Genomic DNA, 25855 nt, shown 5'->3' with positions numbered 1-25855 from the left:
TATAATGAAAAGAAAAAAGCAGGTGATCCCCATGTATGTCGTTAAAGTAATGCACGGTTACATCGATAAAACTGGCTGTCGCACTCGGGAAAAAAACTTAGACAATCTGCTCATTTTCAAAGACAAAAAAGAATCCGAAGCTTTTGCTAAAAGAATTGGCGGTCGTGTCAAACCGATCCAAGAGGTACGACCAGATTGATTCAGTATTTCTTTTCGAGGCTCTAATAGGCATGCCTATCAGGGCTTTTTTTCAAGAATACGTCTTTGCACCCACACGTTTTGTAAGCGATTTATGTTATAATAGATTATACTTACACAGAAAGGAAGTTTTAATGGGTATCAATAATTTACAGCAGCAAGCTTATGAATCTATCCGTAAACAGATCATTTATTCCGAGTTAGCACCTGGAAGTAAAATCTCCGATAAAGTGTTAGAAGAACAACTAGCTATCGGGCGCACACCGATTCGGGAAGCACTGATCCAGCTTCGTAATCAGGAGCTTGTAAAAACCATTCCACAGTCCGGCACCTATGTTTCAAAAATCGATATCCGATCTGCTTCATTAGCCCGTTATACGCGGGAAAAGCTGGAAAAACCGATCCTGCAAGAATGTAGTGCGAAAATGACAGCGCAAGATCAAGCTAAACTAGAAAAAATATTAGAACAAACCGATCAGGCAGTGATCGCTCAAAATAAAAAAGCTTTTTTTGATTTGGATACTGATTTCCACCGAACTTGTTATGAAATTGCAGGAAAACGAGAGATTTGGGACTGGCTGGAAAGTTATAGTACGCACTTGAACCGTTTCAGATGGTTGCGTTTGACGATTTCAGAATTAGATTGGGGTCGAGTATTGGATGAACATCAGACAATGCTTCAAACAATGATTGATCATAACTTTGATGAAGTCGGGTTTCTTTGTACGATGCATTTACATATGATTATCGAAGAGCAAGAATACGTGATTCATAATTACCCCGATTATTTTGAAGATATTCAGGAAAGACCCATCAAATAAAGGGACTGTGACAAAAATCGTGTCACAGTCCCTTTCAGTTTTCTCCTGCCAACTCCTCAGTCACAAGGAGCAATTTCCAAAAACAGATTCTCATGTTTATTGAATATTGTGACTTGTGACTCATAGTCAAACGGCAGGCTCACGACCTCTTTCTTAAACAGTGTTCAATCAGCTGACCCTCGGTATTAGCTCAAACGCTGATTTCACAACCTCTTCCTTAAACGGTGTTCAAAAGCTTGCATCTGCGGTAATAAGTCCAACCAAACGAAAAATATGAGGAGCTATTTTTGTTTGGCTGTTCTTATTACTTGATGCAGGACAGCTTTTTCACAACCTCTGATTCACGGTGTTCCAGAAGTAGCTTCTTTGAAATAAGCCGAAATGTCACAAAAATTTAAGAAGCAATTTTCGTAAATTCCTTCTTATTTCTTGAAGCTGACCACTTCTGTCACAACCTCTTTATTTGTGAGCGAAATCATACTCCGCACATCTTTTTTCTATTTCTTTTATTTCTTCTAAAATCCCTTGGCTACGGGTTTCATTATATGGCCAAAGCAAGACTGCCTCTAATACATAAGGCGAAAAACGGCTTTGATTCATCTCTTTAGAAAAACTCATCGCTGCTATCTCGCTCAATGCACGAATGGTTGATTGGTGTGTATAAAAAGGCAGCCGCCATAGCACAATTTTTTCGTTTTGCGTATAAATTCCCTTAACAGAAGCTTCAATGTGGTGAAATAGTTCATGTCCAATAATCAAAGCTTGCGCTGTTTCTTTAGAGATCGAAGTAAGTCCTGAACATTTTAATTTTTCTAACGGCTCCGTCATCAATCGGATCCCTTCATCTTCTGCATAAGTTGCAAAAGTGATTCGTTCGTTTATTTGCTCTGATTCACAAGGAACGATTGGAATAGCCATTTGTTCACAAATTTCTCCTACATCGGCAAAAGGGTACTTTTTTTTGATGCTACATGCCGTTTCGATACCACAATCGATTGATTGTTGTATGAGGATTTTCTGCTTGGACAAAGGAATCTTTTTCCAAAACAAATCTCGCTGAAACTGATAGAATCCCCAAATTTCTTCGGGGATCTGTTGTAATTTGTTTAGTAACTCTTCTAACTTATGTTTGTTTGATATTTCCGGCAACGACGATCACTTCTTCCTCTGGTTCCATAGTAGATACTTCCAGATCCATCAAAAGCTGTAGTTGTTCCAGATCCGTCGCTGTAAAATCAGAGACTCTTGCTCCTAAACAGAGATAAAATTCTGGTCGGGCAATCAACTCCGTTTGATAAACTGCCATATCTTCCCAAAGTTGTTCGACTGCTGCCATATAATTGGCTGCAGTTGTTTTCAGACAAGAAGCATGTCCACGTTGGACCTTGATAAATCCTTTTTGGTCGATGATCCGAAGACTTCCAGCATTTTTTGAACGATGCTGTTCGCCGCATACATAAAAGAAAGGTGTATTTTCCAATAAGCAAACTTCATTTTTATTTAATCGCATATCCTCTGCAGCAAGCTCTAGTGCTTCTTCTGTTGTGATCTCCTTGGTTAGATCGGTTGCTTTCACTTCCGTAGAACCAGTAGCGATAGCCGTTACTTTTGAAGTCTGTGGATCGATTTCTACGTGGACTTCGATCGATTCTGGCGTAGCACCTGATTCAATCGCCTTATTCATCGCTTCATTTTTCAATGATCGGATATCTTCTTTACTTGGTGAAGGAATGATACGTTCTACAACATCTCGGACCATTGCAAGTGCCACACCAATAGAAGAGATCACTTCAGCATTTTCAGGGATGGAATATTTCACACCCATTTTATTGCTGAAGTAAGTAATCAAAGAGGCAGCGCCGCCCCCTACACCTACAAGAGAAATCTGATCTTTCTCCAAATGATACTTGTCTGCCAATTCTAAAATCACTGGTTCAATCTTAGCATAGGATTTTTCCATGATCTGCTCTGCGATGTCTTCAACCGTCGTATGACAATAGTCTGCTAATGCCTGTATGGCTTTTCGTGCAGATGGGACATTTCCATAAGAAAAATGTTCTTCTTGCACTAATCCAAGGACATTGGCTGCACATGTATTTGTAATAGTCACTTCTTCTCCGTCTTCCATCACTACCTTTACGTAATCAGCAGGGTCTCCTTCTTTAGGAGAGAAAAATTCAACCTTAGGACCTTTGATTTTTTCTGTCTCCGTAAATACTGCATAATCTAAACCGGCAATATGTGCAGAACGTGGACCGACATCGATGATTCCTGACTGATTGGCCCGTACCATCGAACCGCCTGCCACACCTAGAACCCGAACATCTAATGAAGAGATATATGTTGGGTGGCCACCTACAATTGAATAATCGATTGCTGGACGTCCATTTTTAATGACCCCGATATTGGTTGTTGTTCCGCCTACTTCAAAATAAACCCCATTAGACGCTCTCAAGTACATCAAAGAGCCCATGACTGATGCTGCTGGACCGGAAAGCATGGTTAAAACAGGTCGTTTTTTCATTTCATTGATTTCCATTACCCCGCCGTCTCCGCGCATGATCATCAAAGAGACATTGACTCCTGCTTCTCGTACGGAGTCTTCTGTCGATGTTGCCGTATCTAGCATTTTGGGTAAAATAGACGCATTGATCGCTGCTGTCCGAGTTCTTCTTGTCAATCCATATAATTTTGTGATATCAGAAGCCATCGTTGTAGGAATCGATTTTACCGATGCTGCTTCATAAACGACCCGTTCTGGCTCCCCATTATCTACTCCAAATGCCATAGAAGAAACCAAAACTTCCGCTCTTTCTCTTTCTAGAGAAGAAATCGTTTCTGAAACACGGTCTACATTTAAGTGTTTGACAGGTAAGAATGCATTGACGATCTCTATTTTTTTCTTATTCCCTAAATCGATATCGTTCAATCTAGTTTGTCGTTTTGCTAAAAAGCCTTCTAATCCCCCTTTTGCCATACCGATTACACCGACTTTTGCTACGTCCCCTTCAATCAGCGCATTCGTCGCTTGCGTAGTAGAATGTGCAACAAAAACAACGTCTTCTGGACTAATATTATTTTCCCGCAAACAATTTTGAAAAGATTGAACGACTCCTGCAGCTACCCCACGAACATCATCGTGGGTCGTTTTCACTGAAGACTTTCCGATGATTTCATGTGTCGCATTATCAATTGCCACTGCTTTCGTATGCGTACCACCGACATCAATTCCCATTCGCACAAAACGTTTCATTTTCTTTTCCTCCATTCATCTAATCATTTCTATCGACGTTTTGTTTACTAGGCGTTCCCGTACAAGAAGAATGTAATCAAACATAAGATCGCACCGACGATCCAACCAGTTGGGATGGATTTCTTCATGTACTCTCGAGACGTTACTTTTGTATACCCTAATCCCCAAGCGACCCAAGATTGTGTAATATCTAAATGCTGAGGGGCAATCGTTGTGATTGCAAACAATGGGAACAAAAAGGCTGGCGACATTGTTGGGTTTACAGCTAATACAACAGCTAAAATAGCTGATCTTGAACCGACTAGATTCATTGGACCGCGGAAAAATCCTAGTGGTGTCAATATAGCAAATACGATTGCCAAGACTAATGGTGATTGCGGTATCAAGTCTCCGAAAATAGCTGAAAAATAAGGAGAAGCGTACGCAGCTGAGTTATTGAACATCGCTAAGGTCATCAAGAAACCGACCATTGGTGCGACGTCGACTGCACCATCTGTAAATAATTTCGCAAATTGACGACAGATTTCTTTATAACCTCCGCGCAATTTTCCAGTAAACAACAATGCCCAAATACCTGCTAGAATAAAACCTAAGATGATTGGAAGATCTAACAAAACGACCCCTAAAACTGGTAATAATACGGCTAACCATGAGATCATTGGTGCGTCGCCACCTTCAGCCGGTACGTTTGCTGCCATTGCATAGCGTTTCTTTTTATTCATTGATATATTAGCCACCGTTAGTACAACAACTAAACTTACAACCATCCCAATCATACCGATTTGGAAATAGTCGTTATAAGTGTAACTTTCAGCTACTGGGTTGAAACCAGCATAAATCGTTTGATACTGTTTGAAGTTGACGATATTAGCAAAGATTCCAGCCATGATCGAGCCCATAAATGAGAACAACGCAACTGGTACTGAGATTCCTAAAGACATCAAGATCGGCAAAACGATGACTGCGATAGAAATCACTGGTCCAATTCCTGTCATCGACATGAATATAACAGCGGTTACAACACACAGCAAACTCATCGTGATTCTTGGTTTGTCCCCTCCAAGTTCGACTACTTTACGAATCAATGTGGCTGCGATTCCGCTATCTACTAGAACACGACCGAAAAAGGCACCAAAGAAGACATTTACCAAGATCGATTTCGCGTACTCAGCAGGTCCAGTCGTATAGATATGCGTCAATACATCGATTACTCCTTGCCCTTCCATCGCCGGGTTCGGCGAAAACGTGTTTCCCACTAGTGCTAATCCCATCCATACAGTCGCCATGATGGCAAAACCGACCATCAAGTTGTAGCCCTTTACACAGTACCAGACCATGAAAAAGAATGAGATAACTAACAAAATACCAATAATAATATCACTCATGTTATTCCTCCGTCCATTTTATTTTTCTGATAAACAAACTAATATATCAGTTAAGTTCATTCTAGCTTATGTAGTTAGCGCTTTCATTAGAGGATGACCATAAATGTTCGGATTTCAATTAAAAAACCTTAATTATGCTATTTTAGACTTATACGTTGTTATCCCGTTTTCTATGGTGAAGAATTGGAAACAAAAAAAGAGGAAAGAACATAACTTTTCGTTATCTTCTTTCCTCTTTATAATTGTTTAGCTTATTTAGCCAAAGCGTCTTTTGCTTGGTCAGCCAATGCAGTAAATGCTGCTGCATCGTTTACAGCCAAGTCAGCTAACATTTTACGGTTGATGTCGATTTCAGCAACTTTCAAACCGTGCATTAATTTTGAGTAGCTCAAGCCATTCATACGAGCTGCTGCGTTGATACGAGCAATCCACAATTTACGGAAGTCGCGTTTTTTTTGACGACGATCACGATATGCGTAGTTGTATGAATTCATTACTTGTTCTTTTGCTGTTTTAAATAAAGTGTGTTTTGAACCGTAGTAACCTTTTGCTAATTTTAGCACTCTTTTACGACGTTTACGAGTTACTGTTCCACCTTTAACACGTGCCATGTATAATTCCTCCTAATAAAAATAAATCTTCAGATTCTGTTATTTGTACTTCTTATTTCATTTTTGCTAGTTGTTGGCGAATACGCTTGAAGTCGCCACTAGAAACCATGCTTGCTTTACGCAATTGACGGCGTTGTTTTTTTGTTTTGCCGTGGAAACGGTGACTTGTAAACGCGCGGAAGCGTTTCAATCCGCCTTTACCAGTACGTTTGAAACGTTTTGCTGATCCGCGGTGTGTTTTTTGTTTTGGCATGACTATATTTCCTCCTCAAAATCTTTCGTTATCCGACTATCGGCTGTCCAACAGCCAGTTAGTCATTCAAATTACTTACTGTCGTTTTTCGGTGCCAGCGTCAAGAACATGCTGCGTCCGTCCATTTTCGCTTTTTGTTCCACTGTTGCAATATCAGCAGTTTCTTCAGCTAAGCGATTCAAGACTTTTTGACCAATTTCTTTATGGGTAATGGCACGGCCTTTGAAACGGATAGAAGCTTTCACTTTATCGCCCTTTTCCAAGAACTTACGTGCATTACGAAGTTTTGTATTGAAGTCATTCAAGTCGATCGTAGGACTTAAGCGAACTTCTTTTACATTGATCACTTTTTGTTTTTTACGCGCTTCGCGGTCTTTCTTTTGTTGTTCGAAACGGTATTTACCGTAGTCCATGATTCGCGCAACTGGTGGTTTCGCACCAGGGGCAACTAACACAAGATCCAAGTTTGCTTGTTCTGCAATATTCAATGCTTCTGCTTTTGTCTTAACTCCTAATTGCTCACCATCTGAACCGATCAATCGTAACTCTCGTGCACGAATGCCGTCGTTAACCATCATATCCTTTGCTATGGTCATTCACCTCCAAATATTATGAGAGAAAGAAAAGCTTACCGAATAAACGGCAATAAAAAAACGAGTTCTCTTACAGAACCCGCGCGTACTTCACCTAATAGAACCAGTGAAAACTATCTAGCCCAGTGACATTATCAACTAAGGCGAGAAGCGGGTGCTTCTGCTTTTATTTCTCAACCATCATAGTATAGCAAAAACCAATCCTTATGTCAATGTTTTTCATACAGTTTTTCTTCCTTTTCTGAAAATGATTGGTCTAGCAGACTTTCTAGCAGTGACTCCCACTTCTTTGCTATACTAAAGAAAAACGAGGTGAATTCACATGAAAAAAATCGAACCTATCCCACCTTCTCTTCCTCCTCTGACAAAAGGAGATTTTTATTTAGAAGATGAAGAAATCCTCTCTGGTCTTCTGGTCAATGGAGGTGATCAAAGCTATCTTGATGCTAAAAATATGGTATTAAGAGAGAGTCATGTCCAAAAACTGACCATGCAAAAAACAGCTTTACGTCATTTTGAATGCAGTAATGTCATTTTTGAAAAGTGTGATTTTTCCAATCTGGAGTGGATTGGTGGCAGTTTCCACCAAGTCGTGTTTCATCAATGTAAATTAACAGGTACGAATTTTGCCGAAAGTTATCTTAGAGACTGCACTTTCACTGACTGCATTGCTTCGATGGCTTCCTTTAGCAGCACAAACTTGAAAGCCGTATCCTTCGATCATTGCCAGTTAGAAGACAGCGAATTTTATGAGGTCACTTGGAAAAATCTTTTTTTGTCTGACAATCAGTTAACTGGTTCGAATTGGTTCCGAACTTCTCTGAAGGGATTAGACTTTACGACTAATTTCTTCACTACCATTGCTTTATCTCAAGATTATTTGGCAGGACTGATTGTCAACCAGGAGCAAGCACTTGTGATTGCTCAAGCCCTTGGTTTGCAGGTCAAAGACTAGATCAACGAATCCGCCTCCATAGTGCAATGAGCATCCAAACAGATAAAACCAGACTGATGATCAAGGCGATTCCCCATCCGAAAACGGAATGGGTAAATGGTAGCTTAAGATTCATCCCGAAAAATCCTGTCACAATAGTCGGTACAGTCAAGATCAGCGACCAGACAGTCAAAAACTTCATCGTGTCATTCAAATTATTATTCAGCAAATTATTATAAGTGCCAGAAAGCTGATCTAAAATCTGCGAAGCTAAGTTCGTCATTTCAACTGCTTGTCGTGCTTCGATCAGTGCATCGTCCAACTCTTCCTTTTCCTTTTCTGACAACTTGCGATAAATGGCCAATGCCTTGATTTGTTCCAAAAGTACTACATTTTGTTTTGTTCCTGTAACTAAGTAAACCAAACCAATCTCTAAATCTGAAAGTTGCAGTAGATTCTTGTTTGTTGTTTTTTCCCTTAACTTTAGGTTGAGCCGTTGACGTTCGCTATTTACTTCCTCGATTAAAGGAAAAAAGGAATCAGAAATTAAAAATAATGTACGAAACAATAAACTGTATACACTCATGTCTGGCATTCGCTCCAAAAGTGATCGAATCAGTCGAATCACATACTCGGTATTCGGCGTGGTAAATGTAAACAAACCATCTTCTTTTAAAATAAAAGCGATAGGGCTAGTTTCGTAATGATTATCGACTTTTTGTTGGTGTGGGACATTTGATACAAGTAGTAACGCTTCATCAAAAGAGTCATATTCTACGCGCGCCCGCTCATTTTTATCTAGAGAATAAGTCAGCATCTCATCGCTGATGCCATATTCTTCTTTTAAATTTTTAACAGCTAGCACATCATCTTGCTGTATATTGATCCAAAAATTACGTTCTTGATTAAAATAGTGTTTTTCCCGCATACTCCATCCTCCTGATATTTGTTTCTAGTATAAAGAAAAAAGCTACTCAAATAAAGGAGCATCCTTTTTTTGAGTAGCTTTATATCAAATGGCTAATTCAGTTTGGCGGATTTCTGCTAATTTTTCTTCGATCATTTTCAAGACTTCTTCTTTTGCTTGAGAATCTTCCACAAAATTATAGCGATCTCCATCGATTTGGATTTTTGGACTTTCTTTGTATTCTTCATACCATTGATCATACCGTCTGTTCAATTCTTTGTAATAATCGTACAGACTTGGGTCAAAGGACAATTGTTCATATGAACGACCACGTTTCTCGATCCGTTCTAGCATCGTATCAAATGATACACGAATATGAACTAATAAATCCGGGTGTTTTTTATGGGCAGCATAGGGCAGCTCTTCCATCATGTTTTCCAGAAGTTCATCATACACACGAACTTCCGTTTCCGTCGCTCTTCCTAGATCTGCATTTAGATGGAAAAGCAGCGAATCTTCATAAATCGAACGGTCCAATACATTATTGTCATCTTTCATTGCTTGTTTGATGCTTGCAAAACGTTTATTCAAAAAATAAATTTGCAGCAAAAAAGCATACTGTTCAGGGTTTGCATAAAATAAGGGCAAGACTTCATTATCATCAATTGATTCATAAAATGCCTGACTATCAAAGTGTTCAGCCATCATTTCTGTCAAACTTGATTTTCCGGCACCAATTGTACCTGCTAAAACGATCACGCTCATTTACCTCCAGCTCACTTCATCACTAAATATTGTGTTTAACTCCAACCTTTTTAAATATACCCCCAATATCTAGTAGTGTCAATCGTATTTTTTTCTAGTCAAAAAAGTAAAAAGGTCAAAAAATTCTTAAGAAAAAAGGGTTTTTCCTTTAGAAAACGTATTCTTAGTTTTACTTCTGGGATGATTTTAGTAAAATAAAGAAGGAATGTTTTTTGAGACCCTTAGCGGACAAAAAATTTCGTGAAGCAGCGCAACTCGTTTTGGGCGCTTTATTTTTTGCTTAAAAATCACTTTTACGTGAGAAGGAGTTAGATTATGGCAAACTATGGCCAAGGAGAATCAAGCGGAAAGATTATCTTGATGGGCGAGCACGCGGTTGTTTATGGAGAACCGGCGATTGCCTTTCCTTTTTATGCAACAAAAGTCACCGCATTCCTTGAAGAGCTGGATGCAATGGACGATCAATTGGTTTCTTCCTACTATTCAGGAAATTTAGCCGAAGCTCCTCATACATTAAAAAATATCAAAAAATTATTCATCCATTTAAAAAAAGAGCATGATATCCATAAAAACTTGCAACTAACCATCGAAAGCACGATTCCTGCTGAACGTGGAATGGGATCAAGTGCTGCGGTCGCCACAGCAGTCACTCGTGCTTTTTATGATTACTTAGCACTCCCTTTGTCTCGTGAAATACTATTAGAGAATGTACAACTTTCGGAAAAAATCGCACATGGTAATCCTAGTGGGATCGATGCAGCCGCTACTAGCAGCTTGCAGCCAATTTATTTTACAAAAGGGCATCCTTTTGATTATTTTTCTTTGAATATTGATGCTTTTTTGATTGTCGCTGATACAGGAATCAAAGGACAAACAAGAGAAGCCGTCAAAGATGTCGCTCACCTGTTTGAAAGACAACCACATGAAACTGGACAAATGATTCAAAAATTAGGATACTTGACAAAGCAAGCGAAGCAAGCAATCATTGAAAATTCACCAGGAATGTTAGCTCAAACAATGGATGAATCACAATCACTTCTGGAAAAACTGACGATCAGCAACGATTTCCTTGATTTACTGATCCAAACAGCTAAAGATACCGGTGCATTAGGGGCTAAATTAACTGGCGGCGGACGCGGTGGCTGCATGATTGCATTAGCACAAACAAAAACAAAAGCCCAAGAAATCAGTCAAGCACTTGAAGATGTGGGTGCGGCTGAAACTTGGATACAAGGATTAGGAGTACATACCTATGTTTAAAGGCAAAGCACGCGCATATACCAACATTGCCCTAATCAAATATTGGGGTAAGAAAAATGAAGCACTCATCCTTCCGATGAACAACAGTCTTTCGTTGACATTGGATGCATTTTATACCGAAACAGAAGTTATCTTTTCTGATAGCTATATAGCAGATGAATTCTATCTAGATGACACCTTGCAAGACGAAAAAGCAACAAAAAAAGTTAGTCAGTTTCTTGACCTTTTTCGTAAAGAAGCCGGCATCTCACTAAAAGCTTCAGTAATCAGTCAGAATTTCGTTCCTACCGCAGCCGGATTAGCATCCTCTGCTAGCGGGCTAGCTGCTTTAGCAGGCGCTTGTAATACTGCCCTTAAGCTTGGATTAGACGATCTTTCTCTTTCAAGATTTGCTCGACGCGGGTCTGGTTCAGCTTGCCGAAGTATTTTTGGTGGTTTCGTCGAATGGGAAAAAGGTCATGATGACTTAAGCTCTTATGCCAAACCAGTCCCTTCTGATTCTTTCGAAGACGATCTAGCAATGGTTTTCATTTTGATCAACGATCAGAAAAAAGAAGTGTCTAGCAGAAATGGGATGCGTCGGACAGTCGAAACATCCAGTTTTTATCAAGGCTGGTTAGATTCCGTTGAAGGGGATCTATATCAATTGAAACAAGCAATCAAAACAAAAGATTTCCAACTTCTCGGAGAAACGATGGAAAGAAACGGACTAAAAATGCACGGAACGACTTTAGCTGCCCAACCACCTTTCACTTACTGGTCTCCTGACAGCTTAAAAGCGATGGATGCGGTGCGGCAATTGAGAAAGCAAGGCATTCCATGCTACTTTACGATGGATGCTGGCCCTAATGTCAAAGTTTTAGTGGAAAACAGCCATTTATCTGAGGTACAAGAAACATTTACTAAATTATTTAGCAAAGAACAAGTAATTACTGCCCACGCTGGTCCAGGAATTGCGATTATTGAATAAAGGGAGATTTTTATGATTGAAGTATCTGCACCAGGCAAACTCTATATTGCCGGAGAATATGCAGTTGTTGAAACAGGTCATCCGGCAGTTATCGCTGCAGTCGATCAATTCGTGACAGTCACTGTAGAGTCCGCACGAAAAGTCGGAAGTATCCAATCTGCACAATATAGCGGGATGCCTGTACGTTGGACAAGACGTAACGGGGAATTAGTTTTAGATATTCGGGAAAATCCTTTTCATTATATCCTTGCTGCTATTCGATTGACTGAAAAGTATGCACAAGAAAAAAACATTCTTTTATCCTTTTATGATCTGAAAGTAACAAGCGAGCTAGACAGTTCAAATGGTCGGAAATACGGATTAGGTTCTAGCGGCGCTGTTACTGTTGCAACGGTCAAAGCCTTGAATGTTTTTTACGCATTGAATTTATCTCAGCTAGAGATTTTCAAGATCGCAGCACTCGCTAATTTAGCAGTTCAAGATAATGGTTCTTGCGGCGACATCGCTGCTAGCTGTTATGGTGGCTGGATCGCCTTCTCGACCTTCGACCATCCTTGGCTCCAAGAACAAGAAACTCAGCATTCCATCAGTCAGTTACTTGCCATGGATTGGCCAGGTCTCTCAATTGAGCCATTGATTGCTCCTGAAGATCTACGTTTATTGATTGGTTGGACGGGTAGCCCTGCCTCTACCTCTGATTTGGTCGATCAAGTTCACCGTTCGAGAGAAGATAAAATGGTGGCTTATCAGCTTTTCTTAAAAAACAGTACAGAATGCGTCAACGAAATGATCAAAGGGTTTAAAGAAGATAATGTTACGTTGATCCAACAGATGATTCGAAAAAACCGACAATTACTGCATGATTTATCGGCTATCACCGGGGTTGTTATCGAAACACCTGCTTTGAATAAATTATGTAATTTAGCTGAACAGTATGAAGGGGCTGCAAAGTCTTCCGGTGCAGGTGGTGGGGATTGCGGCATCGTGATCGTTGATCAGAAATCTGGCATCCTTCCTTTAATGAGTGCATGGGAAAAAGCAGAAATCACCCCCCTACCGTTACATGTCTATAGCGATCAAAGAAAGGAAAACCGATGAATCGAAAAGATGAACATGTTTCACTAGCTAAAGCCTTTCATAATAAGCAAAAAAATGAATTTGATTTCGTACGGGTCATTCATAACCCTCTGCCACAAACAGCAGTTGCTGATGTCGATCTAAGTACACAAGCAGCTGGGTTTACACTAAGCAGCCCGTTTTATATCAATGCGATGACTGGCGGAAGCGAAAAAACAAAAAAAATCAACCAAGATCTTGCAATCGTCGCAAGAGAAGCAGATTTGATGATTGCCACTGGTTCAGTCAGCGCTGCCTTGAAGGACCCTTCTTTAGCCGATACTTATACAATTATGCGACAAGAATATCCTCACGGGAAAATCATTGCCAACATCGGTGCAGGAACTTCTGTCGAAAGAGCCCGAGAAGCTATCCGATTGTTTCACGCAGATGCCTTACAGATTCATTTGAATGCACCTCAAGAGTTGGTCATGCCTGAGGGAGACCGTGATTTTACTAACTGGAAAGCACTTATCCAAGAGATTCAAACAGCCATTGACGTTCCCCTTATCGTAAAAGAAGTCGGGTTTGGCATGACAAGAGAAACGATCAATGATTTAGCTTCTTTAGGGGTTCATACAGTTGATATCAGCGGTCGAAGTGGGACAAGTTTCACCCAGATTGAAAACGCCCGTCGCTCCAAGCGAGAACTGAATTATCTAGCTGATTGGGGGCAATCGACAGTCGCCTCATTGCTTGAAGCAAATGAAGCAGACACTTCTATGGAAATCCTAGCCTCCGGAGGTATCCGCAATGCCTATGATATATTTAAAGCCCTTTGTCTCGGCGCAAAAGCAGTGGGCACTTCAGGAACTGTATTGACTCATCTGATGAATCATGGCGTGGAAGAAACCATTATGCTGATGAAACAATGGCAAGAGGAACTTCGTCTGCTTTATACCATGGTCGGCGCAACGAATACCGCGTCCCTCCACCAACAATCTCTCATCTTTTCCGGTCCAGTGAAGGATTGGTGTGAAGCAAGAGGGATCGACTTAGTGAAGTATGGAAGACGCACAGAAAAAGGAGTATGACTGGTTTACGTCATACTCCTTTTTTTGGATAAATGATATTTAATCAGCTGTCCTTCGGTATTCGTTCAAGCTGCTGATTTCATAACCTCTCCACTAAATAGTGTACTAAACCTCGTTTAAGGTTGTTTTCCGATATAGGCAAGTATGCCGCCGTCTACATACAAAACATGGCCGTTAACGAAATCCGATGCGCTAGAAGCCAAGAAGACAGATGGTCCAGCCAAATCGATTGGCTCGCCCCAACGTGCTGCTGGCGTACGTCCAACGATAAATTGATCGAATGGATGACGTTCACCGTTTTCTTGTGTTTCGCGTAATGGAGCAGTTTGTGGTGTAGCAATATAACCTGGTCCAATTCCATTACATTGGATATTGTATTGACCGTATTCAGAAGCGATGTTTTTCGTTAGCATTTTTAATCCGCCTTTTGCCGCAGCATAAGCACTGACCGTTTCGCGTCCTAATTCACTCATCATAGAACAGATATTGATGATTTTACCGCCGCCTTTTTCGATCATATCTGGAATAACTGCTTTTGAAACGATAAATGGAGCATTTAAATCCACGTCGATCACTTGACGGAAGTCAGCCGCATCCATTTCGATCATCGGTGTCCGTTTGATGATCCCTGCATTATTGACTAAAATATCAACTGAACCCACATCTTCTTTGATTTGCTGAACCATCGCTTGAACCGCTTCTTCATCGGTTACATCGCAGACATAACCTTTTGCATCGATGCCCGCTTCTTTATAATGCGCTATACCTTCATCAACTGATTCTTGATTCAAATTATTAAATACGATTTTTGCCCCTGCTGTAGCTAAAGAGCGTGCAATCTCAAATCCAATACCATAGACGGCACCGGTGACTAATGCTACTTTTCCATCTAAACGAAACATATCCATATTAAATTCCATCATTTTCTCTCCCTTATGCTTATTTTAATTGATCCATTTGCACCATATCCATGTCTGTATAGGTGATGTTTTCTCCGCACATTGCCCAGATGAATGAGTAATTGCTTGTACCTACACCTGAATGGATCGACCAGCTTGGTGAAATAATAGCTTGTTCATTGTCTACGACTAAATGTTTTGTTTCATCTGGTTTGCCCATCATGTGGAACACACGTGTATCTTCATTGGCATAATCAAAGTAGACATAAGCTTCCATACGACGTTCATGTGTATGACAAGGCATCGTATTCCAAGCACTTCCTGGTTCTAAAATCGTATAACCCATTTGTAATTGACAGCTTTCGCATACATTTGGATGGATGTATTGATAGATTTTACGTTCATTCAATGTCAGACCTTCACCAGTTTCCATTGGTTTTACTTGGTCAATACTGATTTTTACATTTGGATATTTATGATGTGCTGGAACAGAACTAATATAGAATTTAGCTGGGTTTTCAGCATCTTGAGAAGAAAATACGACATGTCGTGTTTCTTTTCCGATATAATAGCCGTCTTGTTTTTTCATTTCTTCTTTTTGCCCATCGATTTCGATGAATCCTGGTCCACCGATATTGATCACACCTAGTTCGCGACGTTCTAAGAAGTAATCGACACCTAGTTCTTTGTCTAATGTGATTTCTAATTCTTTTTCAGTAGGTGTCACGCCACCAAAGATCATTCGATCGTTGTGTGTATAAGTCAAACTGATTTTTCCTGGTTCGAATACCTTTTCTACTAAAAACTCTTTTCTCAATTGTTCCGTTGAATAATGACGGATATCTTCTGGACTGTGTGTATAACGTGTTTCCATTTCTTGCATTTTCTTCTACTCCTTCTATCGAATGATTTTTCCAGAGCCGCATGCTAAAAATTGTGCGACTTCTTCTTGACTGAATTGGTTGCAGTCCCCATGGATCGTATGCTTCAAGGCAGAAGCTGCCGTAGCAAAATCAATGATTTCTTGCGGGGGCATATTGGATAAAATCCCATGGAGCACGCCACCTGCAAAAGCATCTCCGCCACCTACTCGATCCACGATTGGGGTGATTCTATGGACTTGGGATTCCACATATTCATGGTTCATCCACAATGTCCCCTTCAATTCATTTTCACTTGCTGAATGAACGGTACGTTTGGTCGAATAAAACACCTGAATATTCGGGAACTTTTCCTGCATTTTTTGATAATAATAAATCAGCGGTTGTTCTTCTGCTTCTGGTGCTTTCTCGATACCTAACAAATAAAGAGCATCCATTTTTCCAGCTGAACAGATATCTACTAAAGGTAAAAGCTGATGGATTACTTCGCTGGCTTCTTTCTGTGTCCATAATTTCCCGCGATAATTGATATCGAAGCTAATCAGGCAGCCAGCTTTTTTTGCAACTTCTATCACTTGTTTCGTCATTTTTTGCCATTTTTTAGACAAAGCTGGGGTGATCCCTGAAACATGAAATATATCTATTCCTTGGAATAACTCCTCTAGCGACCATTCCAAATGATCCATTTCAGCAAAGCTTGATCCGGCACGATCATAGATCACTGAGGCGGCGCGTTCGCCACTACCAGTTTCCATATAATAAGTACCTAGTCTTGGCCCGCCAGATAATACTTGTTTCGTATCTACTCCATAGCATTGCAAGTGCTTTTTGACTGCTTTTCCCAATGCGTTATCAGGTACTTTGGTAGCAAAAACCGCGTCATGTCCGTAATTAGCTAAAGAAATTGCTACGTTTGCTTCCCCTCCGCCATAATGGGCAGCGAATCGTTCACTTGAATCGATGCGGGTTCCCTGTTCTGTGGACAATCGCAACATGATTTCTCCGAGTGTCACTACTTTTCCCATAAGCAGCTACCTCTTGATTTCTTTCATTTTTGCTGCATACTGTTGCGCGACTTCCGTTACTTTGTCAAAATCTCCTGTAGCTGCAGGTGCTAAAAGGTTCCCACCTACTCCGACTGTTACGACACCCGCATCGAACCACTCTTTCATATTGTCCAGACTCACACCACCAGTTGGCATGATATTGACTTGAGGCATCGGTGCCTTGAAGGCAGAAATGATACTTGGTCCATAAGCGCTTCCAGGAAATAGTTTGACGATATCTACCCCGCTTTTCAGCGCTGTTTTGATTTCGGTAATCGTCATACATCCTGGTAAGTAAGGGATTTGATACAGATTGCACATCTCTGCCGTTTCTTGATCAAAGGAAGGGCTAACAATATACTCTGCGCCAGCTAAGATAGCCAAGCGAGCTGTGACAGCGTCTAATACTGTACCTGCGCCAATCACTATTTCTGGTTGATTTTTGTAGAATGACAAAAGTTCTTTGATTACTTGATCCGCTTGAGGGACTGTAAAAGTCAACTCAATACCAGTTAGACCACCTTTGATGATTGCGTGGCAAGCATTCAAAGCTTCTTCTTTACTTTTTCCGCGTACCACCGCAATCACTCCGGCGTTTTTCAATCGAGATAAAATATCAATTTTTTTCATCTTCTCCACCTATTTCCTATTTAGAAATTTTATTTTATAACTTGGAAATCTATACCCATATTATACGGCAGAAAAGAAAAAATGCAAACGCTTTTTTCGTTATTTTTGAATTCTTTGCTCGATTTCGCTTTTTGTTTGCTTGAGGGCACTGATTATTTGTTCTTTTGTCTCATCTGTTAAACGATATTTCGGCATACTTACACTAAATGCACCAATGATTTGTTCGTTTTTCACGATTGAAGCTCCTATACAAAAAATATCACGTTCGATTTCTTCATCGTCAAATGCGACGTGGGTTTCTTTTACCGTTTGGATTTCCTTTTTCAAACGCAAGGCATTGGTAATCGTGTACTCCGTGTAAGGAATCAACGGATGTTTTTCAAGATAATCAGTGTACTGCTCTTCACTGAATTCTGCTAATACGGCTTTACCCATCGCAGAATTGTATAATGGTCGGGTGATTCCGATTTTTGAAGACATACGGATCGTTTGATGTTTTGGATCTAGTTTGTTCACGTACAAAATCTCATTGTTGTCCAATACCCCTAAGTGGATAGTCTCATCGATCTTTTGCTGCAACTGTTCTAAAAATGGTAAAGTCAGTTCTACCAAATCGATTTGTTCAATGTTTTTATTCGCGTAGCGAATAAGCTTTGCACCTAAACGATAATTTTTCTCTGAATTTTTATTTACATAGCCGATCATCAGTAAAGTATCTAGTATTTTCAAGACTGTAGAAGAAGTCATTCCCACACCCTTTGCGATTGTCTGCAAAGAGATGTCTGGATTTTCTGCTAAATAGTCTAGTATTTTAGAAGCTTTGATCAATACAGTTCCATAAGGTTTTTTATTTTCCATATAATATTCTCCTATTTCTTTATAAGAAAAATTATAGCGGAAATATCATCAATTTAAAAGAGAGAACCGGATACAAACTGCTATTTCTCTTTATAGGCAACTCAAAGTTAAAGATCCGCTTCGTTTTTACATCAAGCTTTGATATAAGGCAATGATTTCTTCTACTGTCGTTTCTCTTGGATTTCCTGGTGTACATACATCTCGCAAAGCATCTTCTGCAATTGCTGGGATATCCGTTTCTTTTACACCTAACTCAGAAATGGTCGCTGGGATTCCAACCGCTTTGCTCAATCGATCGATCTCACCGCAAGCTGCATCTCTTACATCTTCTAAAGACATTTCAGCTGCTCCTTTGATCCCTAGCACAAGAGCGATTTCACGGTATTTTTCTCCAGTATATTCTTTGTTATATTTCATGACCGTTGGCAAGAGCGCTGCACACGCTACACCATGCGGGATGTTGTACCATGCACTTAACGGATGAGCCATCCCATGTACCAGTCCTAAACCTACATTTGAGAAGCCCATTCCTGCAATATATTGTCCTAATGCCATTTTTTCTCGTCCATTTTGATCACCCTCTACAGAAGCTTCCAAAGAATGACCAATGATTTCAATTGCTTTCAAATGCAGCATATCAGTCATTTCCCAAGCGCCTTTTGTGATCAACCCTTCGATAGCATGCGTCATAGCATCCATCCCTGTTGACGCAGCCAATTTTTTTGGCATTCCCATCATCATGTCACTGTCGATGAACGCAACGATTGGGATATCATGAGGATCGACACAGACGAATTTTCGGTGATTTGCTTCATCTGTGATGACGTAGTTGATCGTTACCTCTGCTGCTGTCCCAGAAGTCGTTGGTACAGCTAAGATAGGTAAACATGGATTTTTTGTATCAGCAACACCTTCTAAGCTGATAACATCTGAAAACTCTGGATTCGTCAAAATAATCCCAATGGCTTTTGCCGTATCGATTGGCGAACCTCCACCGATTGCGATCAAACAGTCTGCCTCTGCCTCTTTAACAAAAGCCACTCCGTCTTTTACATTTTGGATTGTTGGGTTAGGTACGATCCCGTCGTATAAAGCATAATCGATTGCTGCATTATCCAAAAGCTTTGTTACTTTTGTCGCTATGCCATGTTCGATCAATCCTTTATCAGTAATGACAGCTGCTTTGCTGAATCCTCGCTGCTGAAATTCGGGAACGATTGACTCAATCGCTCCTTTTCCAAAATACGATGTTTCATTTAAAATCATTCGATTACTCATTTTCTATTCCTCCTGATTTGTATTATTTTTCACAATTAAAACGAAAGAACCTCAAGCAACCGGTTGCCCAGTTGCTTGTTTCTACAGTTCAAAGACTGGCGTCAATTCACGGCTGACTGGGGAGGCATCTGGATTTGTTTCCATGATATCTTCCATGTATTTCCACCATTTTTGATTGATCGGTGTATTTGCCATTTTTCCCCATAACTCTTCATCCTCGACCACTAAGTAACCAAATAATAAACTTGTACTCGGATCAAGATAGATCGAATAGTCGATGACCCCATGTTCACGAAGTGCTGTGCGCATCTCTGGCCAAAGTTCATCATGTCTTTTTTTGTATTCTTCTTGTTTTTCTGGGTAAACTTTCATGCAAAAGGCTTTTTTCACCATGTCAGACCCCTACTTTCGTATGAACTTCCTCCAAATAACCTGCTTTCGGAGTAACACCAAACGCATCTGCTAAACGCCACAAATTCTCATCTGTGATTGTTTGCAAGATTGGTCCTTGCGCTTTGACGTACGTATAGACTTCTGCTGCCTTTTCTGCTGTCTCGATCAAACCAAAGACTTCATCCATGTCTTTTCCTGACCCGTAGATTCCATGTTGCGGCCATAAAACCAATCGAGTTTCTTTCATTTTTTCAGCTGTTGCTTCTCCAATCTCATTTGTTCCCGGAACCATCCACGGAATGATGGAAATCCCTTCTGGAAAAACAACTAAACATTCCGTACACATTTGCCACAGCGTACGACTAAAGGAACGTTCGTCTAATTCATGCGTAAAGCTCATCGCTAATAAATGGCTAGCATGGCAATGCATAACGATCCGATTATCTGGGTCTACTTCTAAACGGGCGATATGACTCATAAAATGACTTGGCAACTCGCTTGTAGGAAGGCAGCCATTTTCTAACCCCCACAAAAGCTCTAATGTTTTGCCATCTTCGGCAACTCGAACGATTCCAAGGTTTTCGGCAGGTTCGCTCGCTACATTTTTAAAATATCTTCCTGAACCAGTTACAATAAAATAACATCCTGCTAAACGGCTAGCATCAAAAATCATCGAGATGCGACGGGTCACTTTTTCAGGATCCAAGAACGGTGTGATTTCTTCTTCTTTGAGTAAATAAGAAATATTCCCGCCATTTCGTTCATCCCAACCCAAGCGATAAAGATTCGATGTCGTTTCAATCATTTCTTTCACATAAGGCGCTTGTAAAATATCTATTTTTTTCAATATAGCCACACTCCTATTTTCTTAATCCCAACACGTCTTTTTGATATTCTTGGACTTCTTCCAGCCAATCCAAACCAACTGGAACTTGATTTTTGTAACAGAAATAATTCCATACATCGGCATACGGGAAATCTTTCAATTCTTCCGTGTAAGCCATTCTTGAAGTAAAGTCAAAAGCCAGCTCCATTTCTTTCAATCGCTCAACTGGTTCCAGCATAGCTTTCATCAATGCTTTTTGTGTATTTCTCGTACCAATGACCCAAGCAGCGATACGATTGATCGTTGCATCAAAGAAATCCAGACCGATATTCGTTTTTTCCAATAATTCGTTACGGACTAATTCTTTAGCAATTTCCTGCAATTCATCATCCATCAAAACGACATGATCTGAATCCCAACGAACTGGACGAGAAACGTGCAACATGATTCCTTTGCTGAATAAAGCTAAGGAAGACAATTTATTGGAAATCACTTCTGTTGGATGAAAATGTCCAGCATCTAGACAAACAAGTTTGTCACGAGTCAACCCATAACCCATATAAAATTCATGGGAACCGACTGTATAAGCTTCAGCGCCTAAACCAAATAGTTTGCTTTCTACTGCATCTTGTACATACCGTTCATCTAGCTCTTCTGTAAAAATTTCATCGAGCGATTCCATCAAACGTTTCCGTGGGGTAAAACGGTCGATTGGATTGTCTTTCATCCCATCAGGTACCCAAAAGTTATTGATACATGTTTGTCCAGTTTCTTTTCCAAAGTATTCTGCGATTTTACGGCTTCTTTTCCCGTGTTCGATCCAGTATTCACGAACTTCTTTATCTGGATGAGCCAATGTAAAGCCGTCTTTCATCATTGGATGCGAAAAGAAAGTCGGGTTGAAATCAAGACCGATTTCTTCTTTTTTTGCCCACTCTACCCATTTTTCAAAATGTTTCGGCTCAATTTCATTTAGATCGACCGCTTCTTCTGTGTCCAAATAGATAGCATGAAGATTCAATTTATGTTTGCCCGGTATCAACGAATATGCCTTCTCCAAATCTTGTCTAAGCTCTTCGGGTGTCCGTGCAGCTCCTGGGAAATTGCCTGTTGCCATGATTCCACCAGTCAATTCGCCATCCGGTGTCAAGAAACCTTTGACATCGTCTCCTTGCCAACAATGCATAGAAATTTTGATGTTCTGCATCTTTTCTAGTACAGCATCTGTATCTACACCGATAGTTGCATATTTTTCTTTTGCTTGTTCGTAATTTCTTTCAATCGTGTTCATACGATTACTCCTTTGATTTTATTCACGTACCATTCATTCGTGTTTTGCTTATTTCCATCTGGGTAAAAAGTTTCACATGGAAACGACTGTTTGATTACATTTCTTGCTTGTTCTATATTCGAAAACTGACCTGTACTGAGCATTTGCATGGCAATATTCCCGATTGCTGTGGCTTCACTAGGACCTGCTTCTACAATGATTCCGGCATAATCTGCTGTCAATTGATTCAGTAAGCGATTATTCGATCCGCCCCCTACGATGTGCAGTTTTTCCAATTTCGTTCCAGTCAAGTGTTCTACTTTGATCAGCTCTTGTGCGTAACAAAGAGCAAGATTATCATACACACAACGAGCGATAGCTCCCGGTGAGACAGGGACTGGTTGCTCTGTTTCAAAACAGTATTGCTGAATCTCTTCTATCATATTTTTAGGATTCAAAAATCGAGGGTCATTGATTTCCATCACTTGTTGCAGCGGCTTTTCTTTTGCAGCAAGTTCTGCCAATTCCGCGTAACTGTATTCGTACTCCTGCATTCGAGCAACTTCCTGGATCAACCACATCCCCATGATGTTTTTCAAGAAACGCACCGTATTATGAGCGCCCCATTCATTTGTGTAATTCTCAGAAAAAGCGGCGCGAGAAACATTGGCGAGCTTTGTTTCCATCCCTAAAAGCGACCATGTCCCGCTGCTGATATAGCCCCACTGTTCTCCTTGCCCTGGTGTGCCTAATACAGCTGACGCCGTATCATGACTTGCTACTGTGATAAAGGTCACATCTGGCAAATCATATTTTGAGAATTTTTCTTTTTGCAAATCTCCTAGTATCGTTCCCGGCTCTGTCAATGGAGGAAATAATTCTTTCGAGACACCAACTTTTTCAAGAAGTTCTGTTTCCCACTCTTTTGTTCCTGCATTCAGCAGCTGCATAGTAGACGCATTGGTTTTCTCCGTCACCATATTGCCAGTAAAGACGTAGCCTAAATAATCAGGAATCAATAATAATTTATGTGCTTTTGCCAAATGGTCTTTTTCTTCGACAAACAATTGAAATAAGGTATTGAAAGGCTGGATCTGAATCCCTGTTTGCTCATACAACTTATCTAGAGAATAGATTTCAGAAAACTGTTTTACTGCTTCATCGGTACGATCGTCCCGATAAGCGATCGGATCATTCATCCGTTCCCCTTGTTCGTCAATCAAACAGTAATCGACTGCCCATGTATCGATCCCTGCAAAACAACGCTCGATTCCTGTTTTCTTTAATTTTTCAAATCCAATCAAAATCTCTTCGATAAGATAATCGATCTTCCAGCGGTCATGACCGTCTTTTTTCCGAAAGCCGTTCTTGAATCGGTGTACTTCTTCCAAGACTAAAGAACCTTCATCATTCCTCGTACTTTTCATTAGTCGTCCGCTTGACGCACCGATATCGATGGCAACAAATGTCGGATTCATTTCTCCACCTCTTTTACTTTATTGTTGATTAACACTCCATTAATAAAGCGTTATCATTTATTAACAATGCTATCATATTACATAAACTTATATTTTGCTTCACACTATTTTGGTATATAATTGCATTATCTTGACAAGTTGGGAGTGTTTACATGGATTACTGGGAAAAAGCCAATCACTCATGGTCGGAAGACTCAAAAAGAGTGATCTTGACACCTACGCAAAGAAGTAGGAATTTATTTTTTTATATCCAAGAAATCGGTTACTTTAAAGCGCCGGTCCCTTACTATACTGAACGAGCATATTTACCTTCTTATTTGATAAAATTTACTTTGTCTGGCGAAGGTTTGCTTACATATAAAGATAATCAGCACCAGCTAAAAGCTGGAGACCTCTTTTTTATTGACTGCCAAGAATATCAGCGTTATCAAACGATTAGCGAAGAACCATGGGAAATGGATTGGATTCATTTGAATGGTCAGAGCGTCCAATCATTTTATCAAGAGTTCACAAAAGACGGGCATAACACCTTCCATTCGACAGGCGATCCATCAGAAAACAAGATCCATCATCTGATCACAGAATTGATCCACATGCAGCAAGGTGCGAATGCCCGTACCGATTTCCAGTCCTCTGTAGCTATCCACGAGCTGTTGAATGAACTGATTTTGCAGAAGTATCAACTGGATTTCGAAGAAGAAGATATTCCCCCTTACGTTTATAAGCTTAAGCAATACTTGGACGAACACTTCAAAGAAACGATCACACTTGATCAATTAGAACAGCAATTTTTACTGAATAAATATCAGCTGAGCAAAGATTTTTCCAAATTCATCGGTTCTCCGCCAATTGATTATTTAATCAGCAAAAAACTCTCTTACGCTAAAGACCTTCTTCGGTATACAGAATTTACTATTCGAATGATTTCCGAAGAAATCGGAATCGAGAATTTTGCTTACTTTAGTCGCTTGTTCAAAGCAAAAACTGGATTATCACCGAGAGATTTTCGTAAATTTAGCTGATTCATATAATATGTACGCACTTTTTTAAAAGATATAGTAGAATAATAAAATAACCGCAGTTTCTGCTTCTATATAAACAACAGCAGCTACTTCGGTTATTCGGGAGTGGTTATTCTCATTTTTCATCTTCAAAATGTTCATAATGAATAAGCTGGTTTTGCGTATCGCGTTTCAAAAATTCTTTAGGCGTTATACCAAACTCTCTCTTGAATGCTTTCAGAAAATGTGGATAAGACGAAAAACCACTTTTACTATATACAGCACTAGAACTACGGTACTCTCGCAACAAGTGCTTGGCATAGATCAGCTTTTTCTTCATTACATACTGATGAAACGTAAATCCAGTGTACTTTTTGAATTCTCGGGTGATATGGTATTTGCTGACAAAAAATTGCTTCTCCATTTCCTCTAAAGAAAGCGGATGAGATAAATTTTTTGAGATATATTGTAACATTTGTTCCACACGCTCATTTGGAACTACAGCATTCTGTTCTTGCGCACTCTCTTCTTTTTGTACTACTTGATTGAGAAAAATCAAGTATTCTACTAGAGCTTGTTCATATTTTATGTCTTCACCGTAATTTTTTTTATCAGGAGGGTGGTCGATAAATGATAATTTTTGCTTCAATACTTCCTGTTCGACTTGCAATACACGACTCCTTTTCTCTCCCATTGGTTGAAAACAAGCCGATAGATTAGACCATGGCGTGGAACGACTTTCCAGAAAAGAAGGGGTAACAAAGATATAGACACGCTCGAATACATCTGAAGACTGGCGGACGATACGATGCAAATCGTTGGAATGGATGAGCAGCACACTTCCTGCTTTGATCGTAAATTGCCGTCCATTCAAATAAAAAGTCGCTTCACCCTTTAATGTAGCATGGATTTCATAAAAATCATGGTGATGGTAGATTGTTTTATTTTGGCTGACGACATCTTTGACATGATAGATTTCATACTGATCAGAAACCATCGTATTGACTTGCTCACCGCTTATTTTCTTTTGGAGCATGTGCTGCACCTCCTTTGTTCAGTTTTGCACAATTATATTATATCACGTTTTTTGTAATCAAAAAGAGCTGCTTTTATATACTCTTATAAAAAAGAAGAGACGTGACATCTTCTAGCCCCGCCCCCTCCATTCTAAATATTAGTTAATCAATGTCTTCTT

General features: G+C 40.0%; 27 protein-coding genes and 1 other annotated feature. Of the genes, 8 read left to right on the top strand and 19 right to left on the bottom strand.

Going from position 1 to position 25855, the window contains the following annotated elements; translation table 11 throughout:
- Nucleotides 1-4 precede the first annotated feature (4 nt).
- Together OZZ83_RS03475 and OZZ83_RS03470 are read left to right on the top strand one after the other, a co-directional pair.
- Nucleotides 5-199, top strand: coding sequence for a hypothetical protein (locus tag OZZ83_RS03475; protein ID WP_002315615.1), 195 nt, complete (start codon nucleotides 5-7; stop codon nucleotides 197-199).
- Nucleotides 200-332: 133 nt separating this feature from the next.
- Nucleotides 333-1019 (top strand): GntR family transcriptional regulator, encoded by a 687-nt coding sequence (locus OZZ83_RS03470; RefSeq protein WP_002313993.1) that lies wholly within the window; start codon nucleotides 333-335, stop codon nucleotides 1017-1019.
- 459 nt (nucleotides 1020-1478) lie between these two features.
- Here OZZ83_RS03470 and OZZ83_RS03465 read toward each other — a convergent pair whose 3' ends face one another.
- The 6 genes from OZZ83_RS03465 to infC form a co-directional block, all read right to left on the bottom strand.
- Entirely contained in the window at nucleotides 1479-2168 is a 690-nt protein-coding gene (locus tag OZZ83_RS03465) for a hypothetical protein (protein ID WP_002312478.1), read from the bottom strand.
- Nucleotides 2143-4272: a hydantoinase/oxoprolinase family protein gene (locus OZZ83_RS03460; protein ID WP_002309717.1), complete on the bottom strand. Its 2130-nt coding sequence runs from the start codon at nucleotides 4270-4272 to the stop codon at nucleotides 2143-2145. The genes OZZ83_RS03465 and OZZ83_RS03460 overlap by 26 nt, the downstream gene beginning before the upstream one ends.
- Nucleotides 4273-4319: 47 nt before the next feature.
- Complete coding sequence (locus OZZ83_RS03455; protein ID WP_325066009.1) at nucleotides 4320-5657, bottom strand: citrate transporter; 1338 nt, start codon at nucleotides 5655-5657, stop codon at nucleotides 4320-4322.
- A 251-nt stretch (nucleotides 5658-5908) separates the two neighbouring features.
- The gene (gene rplT, locus OZZ83_RS03450; protein WP_002293355.1) at nucleotides 5909-6268 is read right to left on the bottom strand and encodes a 50S ribosomal protein L20; all 360 of its coding nucleotides are present in this window, start codon (nucleotides 6266-6268) and stop codon (nucleotides 5909-5911) included.
- 52 nt (nucleotides 6269-6320) lie between these two features.
- Nucleotides 6321-6521 (bottom strand): 50S ribosomal protein L35, encoded by a 201-nt coding sequence (gene rpmI, locus OZZ83_RS03445; protein ID WP_002289309.1) that lies wholly within the window; start codon nucleotides 6519-6521, stop codon nucleotides 6321-6323.
- A gap of 71 nt (nucleotides 6522-6592) precedes the next feature.
- Nucleotides 6593-7117: a translation initiation factor IF-3 gene (gene infC, locus OZZ83_RS03440; protein WP_002293357.1), complete on the bottom strand. Its 525-nt coding sequence runs from the start codon at nucleotides 7115-7117 to the stop codon at nucleotides 6593-6595.
- A 43-nt stretch (nucleotides 7118-7160) separates the two neighbouring features.
- Nucleotides 7161-7286 (bottom strand) — a sequence feature (ribosomal protein L20 leader region).
- Nucleotides 7287-7436: 150 nt separating this feature from the next.
- On the opposite strand from infC, the gene OZZ83_RS03435 reads away from it, so the two are divergent.
- On the top strand, nucleotides 7437-8069 hold the full coding sequence (locus tag OZZ83_RS03435) for a pentapeptide repeat-containing protein (protein WP_002345456.1): 633 nt from the start codon (nucleotides 7437-7439) through the stop codon (nucleotides 8067-8069).
- Nucleotide 8070: 1 nt separating this feature from the next.
- Here OZZ83_RS03435 and OZZ83_RS03430 read toward each other — a convergent pair whose 3' ends face one another.
- Both OZZ83_RS03430 and OZZ83_RS03425 read right to left on the bottom strand, forming a co-directional pair.
- Nucleotides 8071-8976, bottom strand: a complete 906-nt coding sequence (locus OZZ83_RS03430; protein ID WP_002313988.1) for a magnesium transporter CorA family protein — start codon at nucleotides 8974-8976, stop codon at nucleotides 8071-8073.
- Nucleotides 8977-9060: 84 nt separating this feature from the next.
- Nucleotides 9061-9720 carry a deoxynucleoside kinase gene (locus OZZ83_RS03425; RefSeq protein WP_002316609.1) on the bottom strand — a complete coding sequence of 220 codons (660 nt, stop codon included), beginning with the start codon at nucleotides 9718-9720 and terminating at the stop codon, nucleotides 9061-9063.
- A 315-nt stretch (nucleotides 9721-10035) separates the two neighbouring features.
- Between OZZ83_RS03425 and mvk the strand changes: the two genes are divergently transcribed.
- The 4 genes from mvk to fni are packed head-to-tail and all read left to right on the top strand — an operon-like array spanning nucleotide 10036 to nucleotide 14100.
- The gene (gene mvk, locus OZZ83_RS03420) at nucleotides 10036-10980 is read left to right on the top strand and encodes a mevalonate kinase (protein ID WP_002309722.1); all 945 of its coding nucleotides are present in this window, start codon (nucleotides 10036-10038) and stop codon (nucleotides 10978-10980) included.
- The gene (gene mvaD, locus OZZ83_RS03415; protein ID WP_002293367.1) at nucleotides 10973-11950 is read left to right on the top strand and encodes a diphosphomevalonate decarboxylase; all 978 of its coding nucleotides are present in this window, start codon (nucleotides 10973-10975) and stop codon (nucleotides 11948-11950) included. Before mvk ends, mvaD begins: the two co-directional genes overlap by 8 nt.
- A 12-nt stretch (nucleotides 11951-11962) precedes the next feature.
- Entirely contained in the window at nucleotides 11963-13048 is a 1086-nt protein-coding gene (locus OZZ83_RS03410; RefSeq protein ID WP_002309723.1) for a phosphomevalonate kinase, read from the top strand.
- Nucleotides 13045-14100, top strand: a complete 1056-nt coding sequence (gene fni / locus OZZ83_RS03405) for a type 2 isopentenyl-diphosphate Delta-isomerase (protein WP_002345458.1) — start codon at nucleotides 13045-13047, stop codon at nucleotides 14098-14100. Before OZZ83_RS03410 ends, fni begins: the two co-directional genes overlap by 4 nt.
- A 116-nt stretch (nucleotides 14101-14216) precedes the next feature.
- Here fni and OZZ83_RS03400 read toward each other — a convergent pair whose 3' ends face one another.
- The 10 genes from OZZ83_RS03400 to rhaB form a co-directional block, all read right to left on the bottom strand.
- Entirely contained in the window at nucleotides 14217-15020 is an 804-nt protein-coding gene (locus OZZ83_RS03400; RefSeq protein WP_002320630.1) for a gluconate 5-dehydrogenase, read from the bottom strand.
- 19 nt (nucleotides 15021-15039) lie between these two features.
- A complete protein-coding gene (gene kduI / locus OZZ83_RS03395) occupies nucleotides 15040-15882 on the bottom strand; it encodes a 5-dehydro-4-deoxy-D-glucuronate isomerase (RefSeq protein ID WP_002288239.1) in 843 nt (280 codons plus the stop codon).
- A gap of 15 nt (nucleotides 15883-15897) precedes the next feature.
- Entirely contained in the window at nucleotides 15898-16905 is a 1008-nt protein-coding gene (locus tag OZZ83_RS03390; RefSeq protein ID WP_002309726.1) for a sugar kinase, read from the bottom strand.
- Nucleotides 16906-16911: 6 nt separating this feature from the next.
- Complete coding sequence (locus OZZ83_RS03385) at nucleotides 16912-17556, bottom strand: bifunctional 4-hydroxy-2-oxoglutarate aldolase/2-dehydro-3-deoxy-phosphogluconate aldolase (protein ID WP_002320629.1); 645 nt, start codon at nucleotides 17554-17556, stop codon at nucleotides 16912-16914.
- 99 nt (nucleotides 17557-17655) lie between these two features.
- Complete coding sequence (locus OZZ83_RS03380; protein WP_002293373.1) at nucleotides 17656-18414, bottom strand: IclR family transcriptional regulator; 759 nt, start codon at nucleotides 18412-18414, stop codon at nucleotides 17656-17658.
- 126 nt (nucleotides 18415-18540) lie between these two features.
- Entirely contained in the window at nucleotides 18541-19692 is a 1152-nt protein-coding gene (gene fucO, locus OZZ83_RS03375) for a lactaldehyde reductase (protein ID WP_002312462.1), read from the bottom strand.
- An 81-nt stretch (nucleotides 19693-19773) separates the two neighbouring features.
- A complete protein-coding gene (rhaM, locus tag OZZ83_RS03370) occupies nucleotides 19774-20085 on the bottom strand; it encodes an L-rhamnose mutarotase (RefSeq protein ID WP_002293379.1) in 312 nt (103 codons plus the stop codon).
- 1 nt (nucleotide 20086) lies between these two features.
- Entirely contained in the window at nucleotides 20087-20932 is an 846-nt protein-coding gene (gene rhaD / locus OZZ83_RS03365; RefSeq protein ID WP_002309729.1) for a rhamnulose-1-phosphate aldolase, read from the bottom strand.
- 13 nt (nucleotides 20933-20945) lie between these two features.
- Nucleotides 20946-22202 (bottom strand): L-rhamnose isomerase, encoded by a 1257-nt coding sequence (gene rhaA / locus OZZ83_RS03360; protein ID WP_002309730.1) that lies wholly within the window; start codon nucleotides 22200-22202, stop codon nucleotides 20946-20948.
- Nucleotides 22199-23659: a rhamnulokinase gene (gene rhaB / locus OZZ83_RS03355; RefSeq protein WP_024636230.1), complete on the bottom strand. Its 1461-nt coding sequence runs from the start codon at nucleotides 23657-23659 to the stop codon at nucleotides 22199-22201. Before rhaB ends, rhaA begins: the two co-directional genes overlap by 4 nt.
- 152 nt (nucleotides 23660-23811) lie before the next feature.
- On the opposite strand from rhaB, the gene OZZ83_RS03350 reads away from it, so the two are divergent.
- Nucleotides 23812-24681, top strand: coding sequence for an AraC family transcriptional regulator (locus tag OZZ83_RS03350; RefSeq protein WP_002309732.1), 870 nt, complete (start codon nucleotides 23812-23814; stop codon nucleotides 24679-24681).
- A gap of 115 nt (nucleotides 24682-24796) precedes the next feature.
- Here the strand turns inward: OZZ83_RS03350 and OZZ83_RS03345 are convergent, their stop codons facing one another.
- Nucleotides 24797-25696 carry an AraC family transcriptional regulator gene (locus tag OZZ83_RS03345; RefSeq protein ID WP_002347817.1) on the bottom strand — a complete coding sequence of 300 codons (900 nt, stop codon included), beginning with the start codon at nucleotides 25694-25696 and terminating at the stop codon, nucleotides 24797-24799.
- Nucleotides 25697-25855 lie beyond the last annotated feature (159 nt).

It is taken from the genome of Enterococcus sp. E5-162 (assembly GCF_035725965.1).
In the GTDB taxonomy this organism is placed as follows: Bacteria; Bacillota; Bacilli; order Lactobacillales; family Enterococcaceae; genus Enterococcus_B; species Enterococcus_B lactis.
This window is presented reverse-complemented; position numbering and strand designations above follow the sequence as displayed.

Coding starts and splice junctions, on each gene's coding strand:
- OZZ83_RS03475 (WP_002315615.1), top strand. CDS start 5: ATGAAAAGAAAAAAGCAGGTGATCCCCATGTATGTCGTTAAAGTAATG.
- OZZ83_RS03470 (WP_002313993.1), top strand. CDS start 333: ATGGGTATCAATAATTTACAGCAGCAAGCTTATGAATCTATCCGTAAA.
- OZZ83_RS03460 (WP_002309717.1), bottom strand. CDS start 4,272: ATGAAACGTTTTGTGCGAATGGGAATTGATGTCGGTGGTACGCATACG.
- OZZ83_RS03455 (WP_325066009.1), bottom strand. CDS start 5,657: ATGAGTGATATTATTATTGGTATTTTGTTAGTTATCTCATTCTTTTTC.
- rplT (WP_002293355.1), bottom strand. CDS start 6,268: ATGGCACGTGTTAAAGGTGGAACAGTAACTCGTAAACGTCGTAAAAGA.
- rpmI (WP_002289309.1), bottom strand. CDS start 6,521: ATGCCAAAACAAAAAACACACCGCGGATCAGCAAAACGTTTCAAACGT.
- infC (WP_002293357.1), bottom strand. CDS start 7,117: ATGACCATAGCAAAGGATATGATGGTTAACGACGGCATTCGTGCACGA.
- OZZ83_RS03435 (WP_002345456.1), top strand. CDS start 7,437: ATGAAAAAAATCGAACCTATCCCACCTTCTCTTCCTCCTCTGACAAAA.
- OZZ83_RS03430 (WP_002313988.1), bottom strand. CDS start 8,976: ATGCGGGAAAAACACTATTTTAATCAAGAACGTAATTTTTGGATCAAT.
- OZZ83_RS03425 (WP_002316609.1), bottom strand. CDS start 9,720: ATGAGCGTGATCGTTTTAGCAGGTACAATTGGTGCCGGAAAATCAAGT.
- mvk (WP_002309722.1), top strand. CDS start 10,036: ATGGCAAACTATGGCCAAGGAGAATCAAGCGGAAAGATTATCTTGATG.
- mvaD (WP_002293367.1), top strand. CDS start 10,973: ATGTTTAAAGGCAAAGCACGCGCATATACCAACATTGCCCTAATCAAA.
- OZZ83_RS03410 (WP_002309723.1), top strand. CDS start 11,963: ATGATTGAAGTATCTGCACCAGGCAAACTCTATATTGCCGGAGAATAT.
- fni (WP_002345458.1), top strand. CDS start 13,045: ATGAATCGAAAAGATGAACATGTTTCACTAGCTAAAGCCTTTCATAAT.
- OZZ83_RS03400 (WP_002320630.1), bottom strand. CDS start 15,020: ATGGAATTTAATATGGATATGTTTCGTTTAGATGGAAAAGTAGCATTA.
- kduI (WP_002288239.1), bottom strand. CDS start 15,882: ATGCAAGAAATGGAAACACGTTATACACACAGTCCAGAAGATATCCGT.
- OZZ83_RS03390 (WP_002309726.1), bottom strand. CDS start 16,905: ATGGGAAAAGTAGTGACACTCGGAGAAATCATGTTGCGATTGTCCACA.
- OZZ83_RS03385 (WP_002320629.1), bottom strand. CDS start 17,556: ATGAAAAAAATTGATATTTTATCTCGATTGAAAAACGCCGGAGTGATT.
- OZZ83_RS03380 (WP_002293373.1), bottom strand. CDS start 18,414: ATGGAAAATAAAAAACCTTATGGAACTGTATTGATCAAAGCTTCTAAA.
- fucO (WP_002312462.1), bottom strand. CDS start 19,692: ATGAGTAATCGAATGATTTTAAATGAAACATCGTATTTTGGAAAAGGA.
- rhaM (WP_002293379.1), bottom strand. CDS start 20,085: ATGGTGAAAAAAGCCTTTTGCATGAAAGTTTACCCAGAAAAACAAGAA.
- rhaA (WP_002309730.1), bottom strand. CDS start 22,202: ATGAACACGATTGAAAGAAATTACGAACAAGCAAAAGAAAAATATGCA.
- rhaB (WP_024636230.1), bottom strand. CDS start 23,659: ATGAATCCGACATTTGTTGCCATCGATATCGGTGCGTCAAGCGGACGA.
- OZZ83_RS03350 (WP_002309732.1), top strand. CDS start 23,812: ATGGATTACTGGGAAAAAGCCAATCACTCATGGTCGGAAGACTCAAAA.
- OZZ83_RS03345 (WP_002347817.1), bottom strand. CDS start 25,696: ATGCTCCAAAAGAAAATAAGCGGTGAGCAAGTCAATACGATGGTTTCT.